This is a genomic window from Pseudomonas sp. ES3-33, from assembly GCF_000952175.1.
GTDB lineage: Bacteria > Pseudomonadota > Gammaproteobacteria > Pseudomonadales > Pseudomonadaceae > Aquipseudomonas > Aquipseudomonas gregormendelii.
Window position 1 is genome coordinate 20914 of sequence record NZ_JZRI01000114.1, and the last position, 18275, is coordinate 39188.

Below are 18275 nucleotides of genomic sequence, written 5' to 3' on the forward strand. Positions count from 1 at the left end.
CAAGCATTTGCATAGTCGTGATGGGGGCCTGCCTGATCTGTGGTCCTTGTTTGCCAGGCACATGGCTTGGACGGCCAAGCTATTGCCGTCCGGCCAGCGCATTCGCAGGGTGGTGTGTATGACTGACAAGATCAGCGTCAACTGCCAGGCGAAGCTCACGGAAGCCATCACCTGCCTCAACACGATGTTCCGCGAGAAGAAGTTCGTCGTCGTGTCGCTGCGCCCAGGCAAAGACCGCACGCTCGACCAGAACGCCCTGTGGTTCGCCCTGTACCAGCGCATCGCACAAATGACCCAGATCGGCGACGTGGACGATGCACGCAAGTACTGCAAGTTGCATTTTGGCGTGCAGATCCTGTTGAACGAGGACGACGAGTTCCGGAACGGCTGGTACCGGACCATGCGTCACCTGACCTACGCGGAAAAGCTGGACCTGATGGGGGGCTGCTCGCTGTTCGGTCCGGATGGGTTCCCGGTCACCCGCCTGTTCAGTCGGGCCCAGGGCATCGCTTACACCGATCGCATCGTGGCCGACTTCACAGAGCGCGGCGTGGTGTTCACGGATCTGCTGGGCGAGGTGGCGGCATGAGCCAGAAATTCACCATGCGCTACATCGCTTGGCAGGTAGCAACCGGGATGTTCGACCGCGACATGTACCGGGAGGCTTGGAAAGGTCTCTGCCGGCTGGCATTCGCCGTAACCGCGTTCGTTCTTCGGCTGCTGATGCTTGCCACTTTACCCGTGTCAGTGCCATTCCTCTGGGGCTTCTTTCGCGTGATGGAGCCAATCAACCAGAAGCGGCGCAAGGCCAGAAACGAGAAAGCCATGCAAGCCTACCGCCAGCGCTTGCAGGAGGAGGACTGATGCTCGCCACCAAGCAGCCCAAGCCCAAGACCTGCAGTAACCAAGCATGCAGGGCCTCATTCGCGCCTCAGCGCCTCGGGCAGAAAGTGTGCAGCCCGGCGTGCGGACTCGCCACCAAGGACGTGAACCAGGAGAAGGCGCGCAAGTCGCTGGCCCAGGTCGAACGCCGCGAGATCAAGGTCCGCAAGGAGAAGCTGAAGAGTAGGGCGGATCATGCCCAAGAGGCGCAGGCCGTCATAAACCGCTATGTCCGTCTTCGCGACGCTCATCTCGGCTGCATCAGCTGCGACAAGCCGGCCAGTTGGGGAGGGCAATGGCATTGCTCGCACTTTCGCAGCGTTGGGGCCGCCGCCCATCTGCGCTTCAACCTCTGGAACATGAACAAGTCCTGCTCCCAGTGCAATGCCCACCTGAGCGGAAACATCATGGTTTACCGGCCACGACTGGTCGAGAAAATAGGTTCGGAGAAGGTGGAGTGGCTGGAGTGCAATCAGGAATTGGTTCGCCATGAGATCGACTACCTGAAGCGCGTCAAGGCAATTTTCACTAAAAAGTGCCGTCGTCTGGAGGTTCGAATCCAATGCAATGCAGCGTAGAAGATTGCGGCCGCGCCGCCATGTACAAGACCGCCCAGCTTTGCCAGAAGCATTACTTCCGGGTTATGCGGAATGGGACAACCGACAAATTACCGACAAGCCGGCAGCAGCGGGTAATTACCCCTAACGGCTATGTCCGAGTCTTCGAGCCGGGGCACCCGCTCTCGGACAAAGGTGGCTACGTTTTCGAGCATCGCCATGTCATGTGGGCCGAGATTGGGCCGGGCGGCAGGGATTGCGAGCTGTGCGGGAAGCATGAGACCTGGCTTACCTGTCACGTCGATCACATAGACGAAAACCGCCAGAACAACGTCCGGAGCAATCTCAGGATTCTCTGTCGCGGCTGCAACGTGAAGCGCGGAGTCACGCCAGAAAGCCATGCGCTTCGCAGCGGCCTTGAGCTGGTCGAGTTCGAAGGGAAGCGGCTTACCGCAGAACAATGGGCTCGTGATCCTCGGGTTCTGGTCAGCGGAGCAACGATCCGGGCAAGGAAGAGGGCAGGCAAATCAGACTTCGACGCGTTGTTCGCAGCCAAGATCACCCATAACGGGAGGCGCCGGGCATGAGCACCGTCGAAGAGCTGAAGGCGATGACCGCCGACTACCGGGCAAAAACAAGAGAGCTGAAGGGGAGAGCAGCATGAATATCAACTCTGCACGTCAAGCGTGGCACGACTGCACCTACAACCCAGCACCAGGCCAGACATCTGACGTTGTCCAGCTTGGAGTGGTTGTTCAATCGACGGAGCGCGGCCCGACAGCGAACCATGCAATGCATAGCGCACTGGCTGGGCACATCCAGTCGGCAATCGCCAGGCTCCACCCGCAGGTCCGCCTGTTCGGCGAGTACATGTACGCCGCAAATCGCGACGACGATATCCGGGAAGCCGCCGAGGAGATGATCTTTGGCATGGTGATTTCGAAGTCCAAGCGAATGACCGCGGCGAAACGAGAAAAGCTCGAGTACGTGGTGAAGGGCGTTATGCGCCGGTACCGGTACATGCACCAGGGCGGTCAGTCGGCAAACGATGACCCAATGATCAAGCCGGAATCGTTCCGCGCCTGGCTGCTCGCCGAGTACGGAGTGCGTCTCGAATCGTTCAATTGGGATCGCGACTGGGAGACGGTTGTGCGCCTCACTTTCGACTGCTGCGAAGACGTCGACAGAATGGCTCTAAGCCCAATTGGTGCGGTTATCTACGAGATGAAAAAGGCCGCTTGACTTCCCGTGCGGCTGAGGGCATCATTTTGCCATATTGAGTATTTTGCCTACGGCAACTTGCTCCACAAACCCGGCCTCGCGCCGGGTTTTTTCGTTTTCGGCTCCACCACACCCATCGCTCTGAGCTGGGAGTGCTGCTGGAGCTGACTCATTCACCGCAGCCAGGGCGGCCTCACGGAAGGACTGGACACTGATAAGCCGGCAAGTGCAGTGCTACGAAAAAACACCGGCAGCCCGCGTACCCCGTCCTCACCATGCTTACGGGGTGGCGCGAGACTGGATCTGCGAGATCGATGCATTAGGGCGTCGACGTGGAGAGGGTCTTTGGCTGACAGCGTGGAAAGACATGCGCACCTATTCAGGGCCTCAGAATGATCTGGGGCCTTTTTTGTTCATGCTCCCCAAGGGGAGAACACCGGATGCCTGCCATGCCAGACAGACCTGAGAGCTGGGCCAAGTTCTGGGAGGCAATGAGCAATCCGCTCCTACAGGGCGCAATCATGGCGATCCTCATCTGCCTCCTTCGTGTCTTGTACGACGCCAAAGAAACCAGCAAGCGCCGGATCGTCTTCGAAGCGCTGATCTGCGGAGGTCTGAGCTTGTCCGCCAGTAGCGTTATCGCCTGGATGGAGTGGCCCTCGAATCTTTCGGTTGCTGCCGGAGGGGCTATTGGGTTCCTCGGCGTGACAGCCATCCGCGAAATGGTGATCCGTTTCCTGGGCCGCAAGGCTGATGCGCTATGAAGGCATTCGCAGTCGCCGGAATCATCGCCCTGTTCGCCTTCCTCCTGGTGGGCATTCAGCATTATCAGGTCGTGGCCCTGCGCGCTGACGTCAAGTTCGAGGCCGGCGAGAAGAAGAAGGCCGTCGACGCGAACGCTGTCAGCCTGGCCACCATCACCACCCTGCAAGCCGAAGCTGCCCGTAACGCGGCCTACAGCGCAGACCTGGCCAAGCGCATCAAGGTCAGCGAAGACAAAGCCAAGAGGGCGGAGCAGAACTTTGAAAACCTCAAGCGCAACAGCAAGCCTGTTCGTGATTGGGCTGCTCAGCCTCTCCCTGACGGCCTGCGGGGCAAAGCCCGGACTGGTAACAAAGACGTCCACCCTAAGAATTGAAGCGCCTTCACTGGTGCCATGCGAGCGAATAGACGCGGCAGAAGCTGAAGCCGGTCTGCGCCTGAATGGCGATGTGTGGGAGCTGAAAGACCAAGCCATCAAGCTGCTCGACACCTGTGCCGACCAAGTCGACGCGCAGATCGTACGCAGCAAGAGCAAATAAACCCGAGGTGTTCGCAATGCAGCTTATCGACAACTGGAAACAAGCACTGAAGATGCAGAGCTTTCAGGTGGGCGGCGCTATTGCTGTCCTGGGTATCGCTGAGCAGCTGATGCCATCGCTACAGGCCATCCTGCCACCACTGGCCTACGCATTGCTGGGCGGCCTGGTGATGATCGCCCGGGTGATCCTGCAGCCGAAGCTGACGAAGTAACCGAATCCGCGACACGTTTCGCGAGCAAGCAAATTGTGTCGCGCATTGGAGATTGGCATGGCCAAGCGCAACTGGTCCGTATCGGTCGAAGGCTACAAGCCATTCCCGATGCTGACCCTGGATCAAGCGCTGAGCCATGACGATGCATTGGCGTTCGCCCGGTCGATCTGGCCGACATGTGAGGTTTCCTGATGAGCAACGTAACGAACATCCGCCACGCAATGCCGCTCAGCCCGGATATCACCAGAGCCATTGTCGAGCTCGATAGCGTCATCGCCAAGGCGGTTGATGCAGCCAGAGCGGCCGGCCTTCCCCAAGGCTTTGTGGTCTCCGTCCTGCATGGGCACGCACACGCACAAACCCACATCATGGTGACCTGAATGGCAGTGAAGCAACCCGACTGGGAGCGCATTGAACAGCTCTTCCGGGCTGGTCTGCTCTCGGTCCGTGAGATCGCCTCTGCATGTGGCGTGTCTCACACAGCAATCAACAAGCGATCAAAGACCGAAGGCTGGGATCGCGACCTGAACGCCAAGATCAAGGCGAAAGCGGACTCACTGGTTTCCAAGCGGGAGGTTTCCACAAAGGTTTCCACGGAAACGCTGGCAACCGAACGTGGAATCGTGGAAGCGAATGCTGAGGTCATTGCTGACATCAGGATGGCTCACCGGACAGACATTGGCCGCTCCCGTCGTCTGGCCAACAAGCTGCTGGATGAGCTTGAAGGGCTGACCGATGAGCAGGGCACCTTGAAGGAGCTTATTGCTCAACTCAAGGATAGCGACGATGGTGATGGTCCAGAGATGAGCGATGTGCTCGCCCTGGCCGGCAAGATGGCTTCACTGCCATCCCGCACCAAGACCATGAAGGAGCTAGCGGAGACGCTGAAGACGCTGGTTGCCCTGGAGCGCCAAGCCTACGACCTCGACACTAAATCTGGCGGCAACGACGCCGACGAGCTATCCAAGCTGATGGACGATCTATCGAAGGACGCCTGATATGAAGCCCGAGCACTTGAAGCTGCTCCGGGATAAGTTCTGGCGGCTGAACAACCTCTACTTCATCACGGACAAGCAGGGCAAGAAGGTCCGCTTCCGGATGACGGACGAGCAGGTCGAGTACTTCCAGGGGATGCACACGCGGAACCTGATCCTCAAGGCCCGCCAGCTTGGCTTCACCACCGAGTGCTGCATCATCCAACTGGACGCAGCCCTGTTCGAGTCCGCCAAGTGCGCCCTGATCGCTCACACCCTGAACGACGCCAAGCGCCTGTTCCGGGAGAAGGTCAAGTATGCCTATGACAACCTGCCTGCCGAGATACGCGCTGCCAACCCTGCTTCTAACGATGCTGCTGGTGAGCTTGTGTTCAGCAAGGGCGGATCGCTCTACGTGTCCACGTCCTTCCGGGGCGGGACTCTACGGTATCTGCACGTATCCGAGTTCGGGAAGATTTGCGCCAAGTTTCCCCACAAGGCCAGAGAGATCGTCACCGGCGCCTTCGAGGCTGTCGCCACCGATTGCTTCGTCACGATTGAATCGACGGCGGAGGGGCGGGCGGGCTACTTCTTCGAGTACTCGCAGAGCGCAGAGAAGCAGCAACTGTCTGGCGTGGCCCTGGGCCTTCTGGATTGGAAGTTCTTCTTCTTCAGTTGGTGGAACAACAAGGCCTACTGGCTCGACCCGGCCACCGCGATCATCCCTGATCGGCTGACCGCCTACTTCGATGAGCTGGCAGCCAAGCACGGCATCGTCAGCAACCCTGGCCAGCGCGCCTGGTACGCGGCCAAGGAGAAGACACTCGGCGACGACATGAAGCGGGAATACCCGTCGATACCGGCCGAGGCGTTCCAGCAGTCGATCGAAGGCGCCTACTACGCCAAGCAATTCACGAAGCTCTACGGTGCCCAGCGCATCGGCGTGCTGCCCGACAACAGCCACCAGCCCGTGCACACGTTCTGGGACATCGGTGTCGGCGACTCAACGTCCATCTGGTTCGTCCGGATGGTCGGCGAGGAATACCACGTCATCGACTTCTACCAGAACAGCGGGGAAGGCCTGCGGCACTACATGAAGGTGCTGAAGGATCGCGGGTACGTCTACGGCGAGCACTGGGGCCCCCACGACATCGACAACCGGGAGTTCAGCAGCGATGCCAAGACTCGCCGTGAGATGGCGCGTGAAGGCTACGAGATCGACGGCCAGCATTACCGCATGACATTCCAAGTGGTTCCCAAGATCGGCGTCGACGACGGCATCGACCAGGTGCGCGAGATCCTGCCGCACTGCGCCTTCGATGAGGCCAAGTGCGAAGAGGGCATCACCTGCCTGGAGAACTACCGCAAGGAGTGGGACGACAAGAAGGGCTGCTGGAAAGACCGGCCGCTTCATGACTGGTCATCCCACGCTGCTGACGCCTTCCGCTACTTCGCTGTCGCCAAAACGAAGCGCGCAGCAATGACCCATATCCCTGTCACCTTCACCTTCTGAGGCCAATATGCCCAACTACAGCGCCAAACGGCAGGAGTACGACGACGCCTTGCCCGGTTGGCAGCTGGTCAAGCGTTGCGTAGCTGGCCCGCGAGAGGTTCGCAAGTACAACGAATACCTGCCCATGCCGGACCCGCTCAACAAGTCGGAAGAGAACATGGCGCGGTATGAGCAGCTGAAGAAGCGAGCCATGTTCCTGAACGTGGTTGGTCGCACGCGCACCGGCCTGCTGGGCGCCGTGTTTCGCAAGACAGCAGAGAGCGCGCTTCCATCTGCTATCAACTATCTGCTGGAAAATGCTAGCGGAGACGGATCGAGCCTTGAGCAGCTGAGCAAAGAAGCGACCGGCGAGTGCCTCGACACGGGGCGCGGCGGGCTGCTGGTGGACTTCCCGAAGGTCAAGCTGCCAGAGGGACAGACTGCGCTCACCGTTGCTCAGGCAGCGAATGCGCGGGCCTACGTTCACTTTTACCCAGCAGAGAGCATCGTCAACTGGCGCGAGGACGTGATCGATGGCGTCCGTCGCCTGGTGCTGGTTGTCCTGCACGAAAAGATTAATGAGCCAACCGAGGACGGGTTTGAGTTCACCGCGAAGGACCAGTACCGCGCGCTGATCATGATCGACGGCCGGTACGTTCAGCGCGTGTACAGCGAGGACGTTCCAGATGGCGAAGAGGCGGAGCCGAAAGACAAGGCCGGCAAGCCCTTCGATCACATCCCGTTCCACTTCTTCGGTTCCCAGAACAACGACGCCAGTATCGACAAGGCGCCGCTGGAAGACTTGGCCGAGGTGAACATCCTTCACTACGGCAACAGTGCCACGGTGGAAGAGTCGGGATTCATCAGCTCCCAGCCGACCCTGTTCCTTACCAGCGATCTTGACCCTGACACCTTCAAGACTCACAACCCCAACGGCGTGCAGATCGGGTCGCGAAAGGGTCACCTGCTGGGCAAGTCAGGCACAGCGATCATGCTGCAGGCCAACGAAACTCAGCTGGCCCGCGAGCTGATGAAGGACAAAGAAGAGCAGATGCTCATGATCGGCGCCCGTATCGTCCAGCAGGGCGGCGGCGCTGAGACGGCAGAGGCTGTTCGCATCCGATACAGCTCGGATAACTCTGTGCTGGGCACGATCGCCGGCAATGTCAGCGAGGCTATCCGCCTGGCTCTGTTCGATGCCCAGCGCTTCATGATGGGTACCGTGGACGAGACCGGGACGGTGTTCTGGCTCAACCAAGAGTTCTTCGATCAGGTCATGGACGCTCAGGCGATCCTGGCTCAGATGCAGCTCTGGCAACAGGGCGTCATCGCCAAGAAGGACTTGCGCACCAACCTGCGCCAGGCCGGTGTTCTGGAGTCGGATCGCACAGACGACGACATCGACGCCGACCGCGAGGACGAAGCGCCGGTGGTGGGCAGCGAGCTTGGCCCTGTTCCACCAGCCGACAAGAAGCCCGAGGTGATCGATGAGTAGTGAAGGCTATCTGTCGGACGCTACGACCCGTCATCAGATCTACGTCCAGCGATACGCCGGCGGAAACCTGAAGCGGGTCGCATCGTTCATCAGCAAAGCCATCAACACGGCAAAGGCTCGCGTTTCAGCGGGCTTGAGCGCATACGGGACTCAACGGTACACCTCGCAGATAGAAACGCTCCAAGGCGATTTGCGGGGCATCTATGACGATCTGAAGGGCAGGGCGCAGCTCGACCTCGGCGAGTTCGCGGTCTACGAGGCCGAGTTCAACGCGACGATGCTGGGCAAGGTCGTGAAGGCCGTTGTTCAGCTCAGCGTGCCGTCGGCGGAAATGGTTGCGGCTGCTGCCCTGGCTGATCCGCTGCAGCTCGAAGCCCGCAAGGGTGTGCAGCGCATCAGCATCGCCGGAGCACTCGACCAGTTCGGGACCAAGAAGGCAGCCGAGATCATCGGCGAGATTCAGATTGGTTCCAGCCTGGGAGAGACCAGCCAGCAGATTGGCCAGCGCCTCGCCAGCATCCACCAGCTGCATCAGGATCAGGCTACTTCGCTCGTCAGGACCATGACCAACCATGTCGCCAGTTCGGCGCGCATGCAGACGCTCAAGGCCAACGACGACATCCTCAAGGGTAAGCGCCGCATCGCCACGCTGGACGGCAGGACATCGCCGTTCTGCCGATCCATCGACAACCAGGTTGTACCGCTCAATGCGCCTTCGCCGCCATTCCACTGGAACTGCCGAACCTCAGAGATTCCGGTGCTGAAGGATGAGTATGCGCGGGAGATTCCTGGCTCAACCCGGCCCTCAGTAGGGCCTGACGGTGTAGCGCAGGTGTCGAGCAAGACAAGCTATCAGGAATGGCTTTCACGCCAGCCTGCGGCCTTCCAGCGCGACGTGCTCGGGCCGAACCGGTACGCCCTGTTCACCAAAGGCGACCTGACGCTCGACAAGTTCATCGACGACAACGGCAAGACGCTCACCCTTCAGCAACTGAAAGATCTGGAGCCGCGCGCCTTCGAGCGAGCAGGGCTCTGACAACGACTCATCAAACGACCGGCCATGAGCCGGTTTTTTTACGCCTGCGGCTGAGCCAACGGCAAATCATCCGGGGGATGAAATGAAATATCTGATCGACAAGGCTGCATACGACGCGCTCGAACCATCCCTGCAGGCTTTCTACAAAGCCCAGGGCGAAGACTACGTACTGGCTGTTGAGGGGCTGCCCACTGGTGGTGGCGACCTCGAAGGCCTGAAGCGCCAGAACCAGGTGCTGCTCGACGAGGCAAAGGAAGCCAAGCGCCTGAAGCGTGAGGCAGACGACAAGCTCGCGAAAGAGCAGCTGGACGCCGCCAAGGCGAAGGGCGACTTCGAGCAGCTGTATGCCAGCAGCGAGCAGGCGCTGGCTATCGAGCGTGCACGACTGGTGGAGCTGACCACCAGCATTGAACGCCAGGGCATCGCGGCTGCCGCCAGCAAGATCGCCACCGGCATCGCCGACGGCGAGAACGCCGAGATCCTGGCCGAGTTCGTAGAGCGCCGCCTGAAGATCGTAGAAGGCCAGGTCAAGGTCACGGACGCCGCCGGCAACCTGACCATCGCATCCCTCGATGACCTGGCAAAAGAATTCCAGCAAGCTCCGCGCTACGCCTCACTGGTGCGCGGCACGCAAGCAAACGGTGGCGGGGCTGCCGGAGGTAAGGGTGGCGGGGCCACCAAAACGTGGGACCAAATGACCGGTATGGAGCGCGTTGAGCTCCGCCGAACCAACCCCGCCGAGCACGCGCGCATGAAAGCCGCTGCTGAGGCCAAGTAAAAGGATATTCCGCAATGCCAACCATTCTCTCGGACGTCGTGTTTCGCGACGAACTGCGCGACTACATCACCGTCAACACCGCTGAGCGCACCGCGTTCTTCCAGTCGGGCATCCTGACCACCAACTCGGACATGACCACTCTGCTGGCCAGCCCGTCCAACACCTTCACCATTCCGTGGTGGGTTGACCTGGATGCGTCCATCGAGTCGAACTACTCGAACGACGTGTACACCGATATCGCGGTACCGCTGTCGGTCACCAGCGCTTCCATGCAGGCGCGCGCCGCGTACCTCAACGAAGGCTGGAACTGCATGAACTTGGTGAAGAACATCACCAAGCAGGACCCGCTGGAGTTCGTTGCTGGTCGCCTGATCTCCTACTGGCAGCGCGTGGCCCAGCGCCGCACCATCGCTACTGCCGTGGGTATCTACAACGACAACATCGCCTCCAATGGCGGCGACATGGTTGTTGACGCTGGCGGCATCATCAACCCTTCCGCAGTGATCCGCGCGCGCGGCACCATGGGCGACTACACCGGCCAACTGGGCGGCCTGAGCGTAATCGCCATGCACTCGGCAGTTCACACTGAGCTGTCGATCCAGAACCAGATCGACTTCGCCCCGATGGCAGACCAGACCCCGGAGTTCGGTCGCTTCCAGGGTATGCCGGTTGTCTTGGATGACGGCCTTCCAGTAATTGGCACCGGTCCTACCGCCAAGTACCTGTCGATCATCTTCGGCCCTGGCGCTATCGGTTACGCCGAACAGCAGCCAGAAGGCGAAGACGGTCTGGAATACGGCCGTGCGCCTGATCGCGGTAACGGTGGCGGTGCTGAGACCCTGTGGACCCGTCGCAACTTCGTTGTGCACCCACTGGGCTTCTCGTTCGACAGCGTGACCATCACCGGCACCCCGACCACTAGCCGCCCTATCTCGGCGAACTGGTCCGACCTGGCCCTGGCAACCAACTGGAGCCGCAAGTTCGCTCGCAAGCAGGTGCCAATGGCGTTCATCACCTCCCTCGTAACCGCACCAGCACCGTAATCACGAACACGGCAGGGCCCTCGCGGGCCTTGCTGTGCCGCACTGATTCAGGAGAACACCATGACTGTTAAGAAAGATAACCACATCGACCCGAACCTGAAGGCCCGCTGGGGGTTTGCCGGTACCGAGGGCAACGTCACTGTTGGCCCGCAGACCGTGGGCGAGACCGGTGGTGTGGATTCCGCGCGCACCGAATCCGACGAAAAGGCTGCAAGCAACAACGGCGGCGGTGAAAACACCGAAGCAGCCAAGGCCACCAAAGCCTCGAAGTAACACCCGGGGCTTAGGCCCCCCTCATTCAAGCGGAGGCCTGATGGCTACCTACATCACCGTGGCGGACGTTGACGCCATCCTCGGGCCGACATGGGCTGCCGATGACAAGAAGGCGCGCGCGGTCATGCAGGCCAACGCGTACATAACTTCGCTGAACTTGGCGTGCATCGACATGGATGCCATCCCGGTGGAGGTGAAGCAGGCCGGCGCTGAGCTCGCCAAGACGGCGGCGGAGGGAAAGCTCTACCAGCAGAAGACCGAAGGGTCGCTGGAAGCCAAGACCGTGAAAGCCGGATCGGTGAGCACCAGCAAGACGTTCGCCTCGATCGACACCAGCAGACTCATCGCGCAGCCGGGTGATGTCCAGTTCGCGCTGGCACTCCTCAACCCATGGATGCGCAGCGCATACAGCTTCGACGTGTACAGGTGACCCATGGGATTACGTGACGAGATCCAGACCGACTTGGCCGAGGCCTTCGACACTGACCTGGCCGATGCGGTGTAGGCATTCACAGGCGAGTACCTGGGACCCGGCGTTTACGACCCAGTGACCGAAGAGACGACCGCCCAGCCCGTTACCTACACCGGGCGCGGCGTGCTGGACAACTACGACAGCCGGCGCATCGACAACGTGAACATCAAGGTCGGTGACGTGCTGCTGATCTGCCTCGCGAACGAAACCACCGACAAGCCTGCCATCGGCCACAAGGTCACGACCATCGACCTGCTGACGGGCGAGCCTGCGGTTTACACCGTCGTCAACCCCGGCGTGGATCCGGCAGTTGCTCATTACGAGATCCAGATGAGGAAGTGACATGGCCAAGAGCAGAGGGTGGAGCACGCCGCCGAGCTTGTTCGCTGAAGTGGTCGAGGAAGACCTGGTGAAGCGCGTTCGCGTGATTGCCCTGGCCCTGCTCAATGAAATCGTCCTGCGGTCGCCGGTTGATACCGGGCGCTTCCGGGGGAACAACATCGTCAGCGTCGGCGCGCCGGTCTACAGCAGCACGGCGAACATTGACCCGAGCGGCTCGGACACGATCAGCCGCGGGCTTTCTGCGATGACCGGCCTGGAGCCGTTCACGCAAGTGTTCGTCCAGAACAACCTGATTTACAGCGTGCCGCTCGAGAACGGCCACTCAGCCCAGGCACCGGCGGGCATCTACGGTGTCGCCTTCGCAGGCGTCTCACAGGCCTACAGCACATGACCTTCGAACAGATCCGCAGCATCGTCATCACCCGCATGACGCAGTGGACCGGCATCCCGGCTACCAGCGTCGACTACCCGAACAACAACGTGCCATTCGACCCGGCCGGCAAACCGATCTGGGCGCGACTGGCGAACATCCCCGGTCTGTCCAGTACACCAGAGATCGGCCTGACGCCGCATGTGCGCAAGACCGGGATCATCGTAGTTCAGCTGTTCGTTCCGACCTACAAGGGGACGCTGGCCATTACCAAGGCCGCTGACACGCTGGTCGAGCACTTCCAATTCTTCAGCCAGGGAGCCTTCGGGTGCTTCGAGGCATCGGCGGCGCAGATCGGTGATGACGGCCTGGGCTTCTGGCAGGTCAACGTTTCAATCCCATACCGGGCGCACTGAGCCCAGCACCACATCCTTTCAGGAGAGCTACCCAATGAGTTCAGGCGCCAAGAACAGAACGGCCTACGTCGAAGAAGTGACGCAGGGCGTGACCCCAGCCACCGGCTGGAAAGAACTGATCCGCACCTCGTATGGCCTGGGCCCAACCCAGAACACCGCCGAGAACAACGAGATCGCACAGACCCGCATGTCCCAGGGCACGTCAGCGACTACCGTTGATGTCGCTGGCGAGATCGGGCAGAAGTGGCGCTACGGCGGCGCGATCGACGATTTCCTCGAGTCCTGCTTCGGCAGTCGCTGGAACAACAACGTCCTGACCATGGGCGATGAGCGCATCAGCTACTCACTGGCATCGTTTGCCAGTGACGTGTTGGTGTCCTCAATCGCCCGCGGTGCCCAGGTCGCCAGCATGGCCTTCACCTTCGGTACCGACGACGACATCACCATTGCCACCAACCTGACGGCGATCGGCTGGGAAGGCAAGGTAGACGCAACCCCGTATTTCGCCAGCGCCGCGCCCGAGGCAAATGCCGACCGGTTCAACTTCAAGAACTTCACAAGCCTGACCTTGGACGGCGTTGAAGCCACTCCGGAAAGCGGCACCTGCATCAGCGCCATGGACCTGACGTTCGACAACAACGTCCAGACTCAGCGCTGCATCAACAACGGCGCGTTTGTTGGCAACGTCATCCCGACGATCTTCGGCGCTACAGGCTCGATCACCATTGCGTGGTCCGCCGCCTCGTACGCCCTGTGGATCAAGCAGCAGACGGGCGGATCGGTGGCGTTGAGCTTCACGCTTGAAAACAGCGACGGTCGTTACACGTTCAACTTGCCGGAAATGGAAGTGAACGGTGACTGGCCGGACGGTGCCGCTACCGACGTGATCGAGGTTGAGCTCAATGTGGCTGCACGCCGCACGCCGCCGACCATCACCCGGGCGCCGTATGTGGCACCTACCAGCGTGTCGGTTGCCCCGGCCTCCGTGTCGATTGCCGTAGCCGCAACCCAGCAGCTGACCGCGACCGTAAGCCCGGCCGGCGCGAATCAGGCGGTCACCTGGTCGATCAGCGATCCGACCAAGGCAACCATCTCGCCTTCCGGTCTGGTCACTGGCATTGCCGCCGGCTCGGCCGTAGCGACCGCCACCAGCGTGTCCGATCCGACCAAGACGGTAACCCGCAACATCACCGTCACCGTTTAAACCTCACGACCGCCGCCCTGCACCGGGGCGGCAACAAGGATTCGTATGACCTTTATTCTGCAGAAGAAAGAACTGCTCGACACCGTCAGCACCCGCTGGATTGAGCCGGTCGCGGGCCTGCGCATCAAGGTGGCCTCGGCGGCGAAGGAAGGCTACAAGAACGATTACCGAATCATCATGCGCCATGTGCAGACCCTTTCGGGCCAGCACGGCATCGGCACTGAAGAGTTCAGCGTCCTGAAGCTTGGCGACCTGCCGCCGCTTGACTCGGACAAGCTGTTCGTCGAGCTGGCGTGCAAGCACCTGGTTATCGAGTGGGAAGGCGTGGCCGAGTTCGACGACCCAGGCAAACCAGCGCCGTACACACCGGAACGCGGCGTGCTGCTCATGGAGCAGTTGCCCCAGATCTACTTCGTCGTCATGCAGACCGCCCAAGCCATCGCCTTGCGCCAGAAGGAGCAGGCAGCGGAAACCCTGGGAAAGCCATCGAAGCCTACCGATGGGCGATCGAGTGGGCGGGCGAGTCGAACGACCGCAAAAGAAAAGTCCGCGAGCGCCTGAGGGTAGCGGTACCGGATCAGCCAGAGATCGATGTGGTGGGCGACGAGTTGCTGACCGCCTACTACATGATCAGTCGTGGCCGGCAGTATGTCGGCATGGCCGCTGCGCCCGCTCCGATCTCCCTGGGCACCATCACCGAGTACTTGCTGGCCTACGGATCTTCAGTCGACCGGCGTGAATTCGACGAGGCGATCTTCGCCCTGGACGATGTATTCCGCAAACACTGGGAAGAAGAGCAGGAAAAGAAGAAGGACAAGGAGAAGTAGTTCGCCCGTTGCGGTCGGTGATAGATTGCCGTCATCAACAGGGAGGAATCTATGCAACCGATTTGGGGCTTCATCTTTTTCGCGCTCATCTGCTGCCTGGCGGCGATCATTGCCGTCAAGCGCGGAAACAGCGGCCTGCTTCACGCTGCCATTACCGCAGCGCTGGGCTTCGGGTTCGTCATGGTAGTGGTTCAAGCTACTGGCGGGCGGGATGCGTTTTCTGCGGCCCTGGGTGGGTTCATCGGCGGCGCCGCTGGCGTGCTGTTCGCCTGGCTGCGCAAATCCGACGCCCAGCAGGCAGAACGTACAGGGTCATCCGCAGGCCACAAGACCTGCCGTTTCTGCGCCGAGGTCGTAAAGATCGAGGCGCTCAAGTGCAAGCACTGCGGATCTGACCTGTCCGGGTGACTCATCATTGAATAAGAAGCCGCCTACGGGCGGTTTTTTTACGCCCGGAGAAAAGCAATGGCGCAAGAATCACGCCTCGTCATAACCATTGATTCGCGAGCCGCCGAGAAGAATGCCGACGGCCTGAGCGATGCCCTGAAGCGAGTAGACAAAAGCGGGGAGACTGCCGCCGCATCCGTTGGCGGCGCTACAACAAGCGTTGAGCAGCTTGGCAAGGCAGCAGGGAAGACGACAGCACCGCTTGATAAGACCTCGCAAACTCTGTCGAAAACCGGCATGTCCGCTGCGCAGATGTCGAACAACTTGCGCATGCTGCCGGCGCAGATCACTGACATTACCGTGGGCCTTGCCACTGGACAGGCGCCATTTACGGTGTTTCTCCAGCAGGGCGGACAGCTGAAGGACATCTTCGGCGGCGCGATTCCGGCCCTGAAGGCGGTTGGCGGCTACGTCGCTGGCCTGGTCAACCCATTTACTGTAGCTGCAGCCGCAGCTGCGGCGTTGGGAGTGGCCTACTACCAAGGATCCAGCGAGGCCGAGCGCTTCAACAAGGCGCTGATCACCAACGGCAACGCAGCCAATACCAATGCCAACGAGCTGATCAATGCCGCCGAGCAAGCCTCGCGCATGGGCGTCACGGTCGGCGCGGCAGCAGAGGCGCTGACCAAGCTGGCAGCTACCGGCAACCCCGTAACGATCATGTACGCCGGCATGGCGGCCGCTGCGGTCAAGTGGTCGAGCGCCACTGGCGAATCAATCGACGACGTGGTCGCGAACTTCAACAAGATCGCCAAAGACCCAGTCAACGCCATCCGCGAACTGGACAAAGAGCTGAACATCCTCACCGCTACGCAGTACGAGGAAATCCGGGTACTGCAGGATCGCGGCGACAAGCAGCAGGCCGCGATGGTTGCGGAAGAAGCCTACGCCAGTGCGATCAGCCGTCGCGCTGACGAGATCAAGGGAAACCTTGGCACGCTGGAAAGCGCCTGGAACGCGATCACTGGTGCCGCCAAGTCAGCATGGGATTCCATGCTCAACGTCGGACGCCAGGACACACCCGAACAGCAGCTCGCCAGCGCCTATGAGGCCCTGGCCAAACTGAACAAACAGGGCCAGAACTCCATCGTGGGGAGCTCGGCCGACTTCAAGAAGCAGATGTCGGAAGTCGAGAAGGAGATCACGAACCTCCAGCTGAAGATCGCCAACACCGGCGCCCAGTCCCTCGACACCGCTTACAAGAACACCCGTGAGACAGCTGCGAAAGCGGCGATGGATACTCTTCGCTCCGCCACTGCCGAATCCATGTCCGAGATGGACAGGCTGCAGAAGAAGCTGAAAGAACTCGACATCGCCAAGAAAACCGCCACCGAGGCGGGCGCGTTCGGAGAAAAGCAGCAGGCGGAATATGCCAAGGCCCGGGCCGGGTACGAGCAGAAGATTGCCGATATCAAGGAGCGGGAAGGCAAGAAGAACAAGCCGAAGAGTGACACTGGCGCGCTCAGTGCTGCCGAGTCCACGTTCGCCAGCCTTTATAAGCTGGCGGATCCGGCCGCCGCCGCCGCGCGCGAGCTGACCAAGCAGCAGGAGCAGCTCGAGTTCGCACTCAGCAAGGGCAAGATCACTCAGCAGCAGTACGGCGAGGCGCTGGCCCAGGCATCGCGCAACTATTCCGCAGTGATCTCCAAGACCGGCGAGCTCACTCAGGCCGAGCAGTACCGCCTGCAGATCCAGAAGCAACTGCAGAACCAGCAGGACGCCGCGAACGCACAGGCCGCAGCTGTTGGTATGGGTGGCGAGCAGGCAGCCCGCGCACAAGAGCGGCTGAAGCTGGAGAAGGAAACCAATGACCGGCTTCTGCAGCTGCGCACCGAACTAGCCAACGCTCAAGGCGAGAAGCAGCGCCAGGCCCTGCAAGCGCAGATCGACATCACCAACGAGATGTTCCCCCAGCAGATCGCCATTATGGAGAACGGCTGGGCCCAGGTGGATGCGGCCCAGGCCGATTGGATGAACGGGATCACGGCCGGGTGGGATAACTATCAGGCCAAGGTCGCGGACGTGGCCTACCAAACCGAAACGATCATGACCGACTCGCTCGACACGATCACTTCGGGCTACGGGAGCGCCTTCACCAAGATGGCGCTGGACGGACAAAGCTTCGGCGAGGTGACTCGGGGTGTTTTCGACAGCCTTGCTCGAACGGTTCTCGATGGCCTCGGCCAGATGGGCGCCCAGTGGCTTGTGCTCCAGGGTATCAAGCTGGCTTTCGGCCAAACCGAGCAGGCGATGCACCTAGCCAAGATGGCAGGCATCGCCACTGAGACAACCGCTGAAGTGGCATCGACCAGCACCATCACGGCAGCCAAGGTCGCAGCAGACGGCATCGCGACGGCGTCATCGCTGACCGCAACCGCCACAACAACCACGGCACAGGTCGCGGCAGCAGGCACCACGCTGGCGTCTTGGCTGCCTGCGGCGCTGGTCGCGTCTATCGGTTCGTTCGGTGCGGCAGCTGTGGTCGGCGGCGGCGCTTTGCTGGCGGCCTTCGCGCTGATCAAAGGCTTCTCCGAGGGCGGCTACACCGGCCCCGGCGGAGTCAATCAGCCGGCCGGCATCGTCCACAAGGGCGAAGTGGTTTGGTCTCAGGCGGATATCAATCGATCTGGCGGCGTTGCAGCAGTCGAGGCTATGCGCCGAGGCGATGCGATGCCTGCCGGTATCAGCGGAAGCGGTTCCAAGTCGTCATCCAGTGCAGCCGGTACCAACGGCGCTCAGGTCCAGCCGGCGGCAGCACCCATGACCGTTCAACTGGTCGAGGACGCCAGCAAGGCCGGGCAAGTCAACCGAACGCAGCTCACCGAAGGCGACGTCATTCGGATCTACGTCGCAAACATCTTCTCGGAAGGTGATGCGCATGAAGCCAACCGGGCCAAGTACGGGCTCAGCTCGCAGGGAACATAGGAGGTAACG

At 60.8% G+C, this 18275-nt stretch carries 26 protein-coding genes and 1 pseudogene; all 27 read left to right on the top strand.

Annotated elements, in window-relative coordinates:
* The first annotated feature begins 118 nt into the window (after positions 1-118).
* Positions 119-589: a hypothetical protein gene (locus UB23_RS19310; protein ID WP_045060900.1), complete on the top strand. Its 471-nt coding sequence runs from the start codon at positions 119-121 to the stop codon at positions 587-589.
* Positions 586-864: a hypothetical protein gene (locus UB23_RS19315; RefSeq protein ID WP_045060901.1), complete on the top strand. Its 279-nt coding sequence runs from the start codon at positions 586-588 to the stop codon at positions 862-864. The genes UB23_RS19310 and UB23_RS19315 overlap by 4 nt, the downstream gene beginning before the upstream one ends.
* On the top strand, positions 864-1460 hold the full coding sequence (locus tag UB23_RS19320) for a recombination protein NinG (RefSeq protein ID WP_045060902.1): 597 nt from the start codon (positions 864-866) through the stop codon (positions 1458-1460). The genes UB23_RS19315 and UB23_RS19320 overlap by 1 nt, the downstream gene beginning before the upstream one ends.
* A complete protein-coding gene (locus UB23_RS19325; protein ID WP_045060903.1) occupies positions 1445-2026 on the top strand; it encodes an HNH endonuclease signature motif containing protein in 582 nt (193 codons plus the stop codon). Before UB23_RS19320 ends, UB23_RS19325 begins: the two co-directional genes overlap by 16 nt.
* Positions 2027-2099: 73 nt before the next feature.
* Positions 2100-2681: a hypothetical protein gene (locus UB23_RS19330; protein ID WP_045060904.1), complete on the top strand. Its 582-nt coding sequence runs from the start codon at positions 2100-2102 to the stop codon at positions 2679-2681.
* Positions 2682-3100: 419 nt separating this feature from the next.
* Complete coding sequence (locus UB23_RS19335; protein WP_045060905.1) at positions 3101-3424, top strand: phage holin, lambda family; 324 nt, start codon at positions 3101-3103, stop codon at positions 3422-3424.
* Positions 3421-3798 (top strand): hypothetical protein, encoded by a 378-nt coding sequence (locus UB23_RS19340; protein WP_045060906.1) that lies wholly within the window; start codon positions 3421-3423, stop codon positions 3796-3798. The genes UB23_RS19335 and UB23_RS19340 overlap by 4 nt, the downstream gene beginning before the upstream one ends.
* Before the next feature lie 13 nt (positions 3799-3811).
* Positions 3812-3961, top strand: a complete 150-nt coding sequence (locus tag UB23_RS29525) for a hypothetical protein (protein WP_177328576.1) — start codon at positions 3812-3814, stop codon at positions 3959-3961.
* A gap of 16 nt (positions 3962-3977) precedes the next feature.
* Positions 3978-4172, top strand: a complete 195-nt coding sequence (locus tag UB23_RS19350; RefSeq protein ID WP_045060908.1) for a DUF7940 domain-containing protein — start codon at positions 3978-3980, stop codon at positions 4170-4172.
* 57 nt (positions 4173-4229) lie between these two features.
* Positions 4230-4364: a hypothetical protein gene (locus UB23_RS30530; RefSeq protein ID WP_269082910.1), complete on the top strand. Its 135-nt coding sequence runs from the start codon at positions 4230-4232 to the stop codon at positions 4362-4364.
* Positions 4364-4552 carry a hypothetical protein gene (locus UB23_RS19355; RefSeq protein WP_045060909.1) on the top strand — a complete coding sequence of 63 codons (189 nt, stop codon included), beginning with the start codon at positions 4364-4366 and terminating at the stop codon, positions 4550-4552. Before UB23_RS30530 ends, UB23_RS19355 begins: the two co-directional genes overlap by 1 nt.
* On the top strand, positions 4553-5170 hold the full coding sequence (locus UB23_RS19360; RefSeq protein ID WP_045060910.1) for a phage protein: 618 nt from the start codon (positions 4553-4555) through the stop codon (positions 5168-5170).
* Between the two features lies 1 nt (position 5171).
* Positions 5172-6659, top strand: a complete 1488-nt coding sequence (locus UB23_RS19365; protein WP_045060911.1) for a terminase — start codon at positions 5172-5174, stop codon at positions 6657-6659.
* 7 nt (positions 6660-6666) lie between these two features.
* Entirely contained in the window at positions 6667-8133 is a 1467-nt protein-coding gene (locus tag UB23_RS19370; protein WP_045060912.1) for a DUF4055 domain-containing protein, read from the top strand.
* Entirely contained in the window at positions 8126-9169 is a 1044-nt protein-coding gene (locus UB23_RS19375) for a phage minor head protein (protein WP_045060913.1), read from the top strand. The genes UB23_RS19370 and UB23_RS19375 overlap by 8 nt, the downstream gene beginning before the upstream one ends.
* A gap of 82 nt (positions 9170-9251) precedes the next feature.
* Positions 9252-9947 carry a hypothetical protein gene (locus tag UB23_RS19380; RefSeq protein WP_045060914.1) on the top strand — a complete coding sequence of 232 codons (696 nt, stop codon included), beginning with the start codon at positions 9252-9254 and terminating at the stop codon, positions 9945-9947.
* A 14-nt stretch (positions 9948-9961) separates the two neighbouring features.
* Complete coding sequence (locus tag UB23_RS19385) at positions 9962-10990, top strand: hypothetical protein (protein WP_045060915.1); 1029 nt, start codon at positions 9962-9964, stop codon at positions 10988-10990.
* Between the two features lie 60 nt (positions 10991-11050).
* Positions 11051-11263, top strand: coding sequence for a hypothetical protein (locus UB23_RS19390; protein WP_045060916.1), 213 nt, complete (start codon positions 11051-11053; stop codon positions 11261-11263).
* A 40-nt stretch (positions 11264-11303) separates the two neighbouring features.
* Complete coding sequence (locus tag UB23_RS19395) at positions 11304-11693, top strand: hypothetical protein (RefSeq protein ID WP_045060917.1); 390 nt, start codon at positions 11304-11306, stop codon at positions 11691-11693.
* Between the two features lie 3 nt (positions 11694-11696).
* Positions 11697-12077 (top strand): annotated as a pseudogene (locus tag UB23_RS19400) (glutamate 5-kinase).
* A 1-nt stretch (position 12078) separates the two neighbouring features.
* On the top strand, positions 12079-12468 hold the full coding sequence (locus tag UB23_RS19405; RefSeq protein ID WP_045060918.1) for a hypothetical protein: 390 nt from the start codon (positions 12079-12081) through the stop codon (positions 12466-12468).
* Positions 12465-12863 carry a phage tail terminator-like protein gene (locus UB23_RS19410; protein ID WP_045060919.1) on the top strand — a complete coding sequence of 133 codons (399 nt, stop codon included), beginning with the start codon at positions 12465-12467 and terminating at the stop codon, positions 12861-12863. Before UB23_RS19405 ends, UB23_RS19410 begins: the two co-directional genes overlap by 4 nt.
* 34 nt (positions 12864-12897) lie before the next feature.
* The gene (locus UB23_RS19415) at positions 12898-14067 is read left to right on the top strand and encodes a phage tail tube protein (RefSeq protein WP_045060920.1); all 1170 of its coding nucleotides are present in this window, start codon (positions 12898-12900) and stop codon (positions 14065-14067) included.
* Positions 14068-14112: 45 nt separating this feature from the next.
* Entirely contained in the window at positions 14113-14628 is a 516-nt protein-coding gene (locus UB23_RS19420) for a hypothetical protein (protein WP_052673014.1), read from the top strand.
* Positions 14629-14663: 35 nt separating this feature from the next.
* Positions 14664-14894, top strand: coding sequence for a hypothetical protein (locus UB23_RS19425; RefSeq protein ID WP_201777875.1), 231 nt, complete (start codon positions 14664-14666; stop codon positions 14892-14894).
* A 51-nt stretch (positions 14895-14945) separates the two neighbouring features.
* On the top strand, positions 14946-15302 hold the full coding sequence (locus tag UB23_RS29960) for a hypothetical protein (protein WP_045060921.1): 357 nt from the start codon (positions 14946-14948) through the stop codon (positions 15300-15302).
* A 57-nt stretch (positions 15303-15359) separates the two neighbouring features.
* Positions 15360-18266, top strand: a complete 2907-nt coding sequence (locus UB23_RS19435; protein WP_052673015.1) for a phage tail length tape measure family protein — start codon at positions 15360-15362, stop codon at positions 18264-18266.
* Positions 18267-18275 lie beyond the last annotated feature (9 nt).

Excerpts from the sequence above, each read along its gene's own strand:
- UB23_RS19310 (WP_045060900.1), top strand. The coding sequence starts at position 119 with ATGACTGACAAGATCAGCGTCAACTGCCAGGCGAAGCTCACGGAAGCC.
- UB23_RS19315 (WP_045060901.1), top strand. The coding sequence starts at position 586 with ATGAGCCAGAAATTCACCATGCGCTACATCGCTTGGCAGGTAGCAACC.
- UB23_RS19320 (WP_045060902.1), top strand. The coding sequence starts at position 864 with ATGCTCGCCACCAAGCAGCCCAAGCCCAAGACCTGCAGTAACCAAGCA.
- UB23_RS19325 (WP_045060903.1), top strand. The coding sequence starts at position 1,445 with ATGCAATGCAGCGTAGAAGATTGCGGCCGCGCCGCCATGTACAAGACC.
- UB23_RS19330 (WP_045060904.1), top strand. The coding sequence starts at position 2,100 with ATGAATATCAACTCTGCACGTCAAGCGTGGCACGACTGCACCTACAAC.
- UB23_RS19335 (WP_045060905.1), top strand. The coding sequence starts at position 3,101 with ATGCCTGCCATGCCAGACAGACCTGAGAGCTGGGCCAAGTTCTGGGAG.
- UB23_RS19340 (WP_045060906.1), top strand. The coding sequence starts at position 3,421 with ATGAAGGCATTCGCAGTCGCCGGAATCATCGCCCTGTTCGCCTTCCTC.
- UB23_RS19350 (WP_045060908.1), top strand. The coding sequence starts at position 3,978 with ATGCAGCTTATCGACAACTGGAAACAAGCACTGAAGATGCAGAGCTTT.
- UB23_RS30530 (WP_269082910.1), top strand. The coding sequence starts at position 4,230 with ATGGCCAAGCGCAACTGGTCCGTATCGGTCGAAGGCTACAAGCCATTC.
- UB23_RS19355 (WP_045060909.1), top strand. The coding sequence starts at position 4,364 with ATGAGCAACGTAACGAACATCCGCCACGCAATGCCGCTCAGCCCGGAT.
- UB23_RS19360 (WP_045060910.1), top strand. The coding sequence starts at position 4,553 with ATGGCAGTGAAGCAACCCGACTGGGAGCGCATTGAACAGCTCTTCCGG.
- UB23_RS19365 (WP_045060911.1), top strand. The coding sequence starts at position 5,172 with ATGAAGCCCGAGCACTTGAAGCTGCTCCGGGATAAGTTCTGGCGGCTG.
- UB23_RS19370 (WP_045060912.1), top strand. The coding sequence starts at position 6,667 with ATGCCCAACTACAGCGCCAAACGGCAGGAGTACGACGACGCCTTGCCC.
- UB23_RS19375 (WP_045060913.1), top strand. The coding sequence starts at position 8,126 with ATGAGTAGTGAAGGCTATCTGTCGGACGCTACGACCCGTCATCAGATC.
- UB23_RS19380 (WP_045060914.1), top strand. The coding sequence starts at position 9,252 with ATGAAATATCTGATCGACAAGGCTGCATACGACGCGCTCGAACCATCC.
- UB23_RS19385 (WP_045060915.1), top strand. The coding sequence starts at position 9,962 with ATGCCAACCATTCTCTCGGACGTCGTGTTTCGCGACGAACTGCGCGAC.
- UB23_RS19390 (WP_045060916.1), top strand. The coding sequence starts at position 11,051 with ATGACTGTTAAGAAAGATAACCACATCGACCCGAACCTGAAGGCCCGC.
- UB23_RS19395 (WP_045060917.1), top strand. The coding sequence starts at position 11,304 with ATGGCTACCTACATCACCGTGGCGGACGTTGACGCCATCCTCGGGCCG.
- UB23_RS19405 (WP_045060918.1), top strand. The coding sequence starts at position 12,079 with ATGGCCAAGAGCAGAGGGTGGAGCACGCCGCCGAGCTTGTTCGCTGAA.
- UB23_RS19410 (WP_045060919.1), top strand. The coding sequence starts at position 12,465 with ATGACCTTCGAACAGATCCGCAGCATCGTCATCACCCGCATGACGCAG.
- UB23_RS19415 (WP_045060920.1), top strand. The coding sequence starts at position 12,898 with ATGAGTTCAGGCGCCAAGAACAGAACGGCCTACGTCGAAGAAGTGACG.
- UB23_RS19420 (WP_052673014.1), top strand. The coding sequence starts at position 14,113 with ATGACCTTTATTCTGCAGAAGAAAGAACTGCTCGACACCGTCAGCACC.
- UB23_RS29960 (WP_045060921.1), top strand. The coding sequence starts at position 14,946 with ATGCAACCGATTTGGGGCTTCATCTTTTTCGCGCTCATCTGCTGCCTG.
- UB23_RS19435 (WP_052673015.1), top strand. The coding sequence starts at position 15,360 with ATGGCGCAAGAATCACGCCTCGTCATAACCATTGATTCGCGAGCCGCC.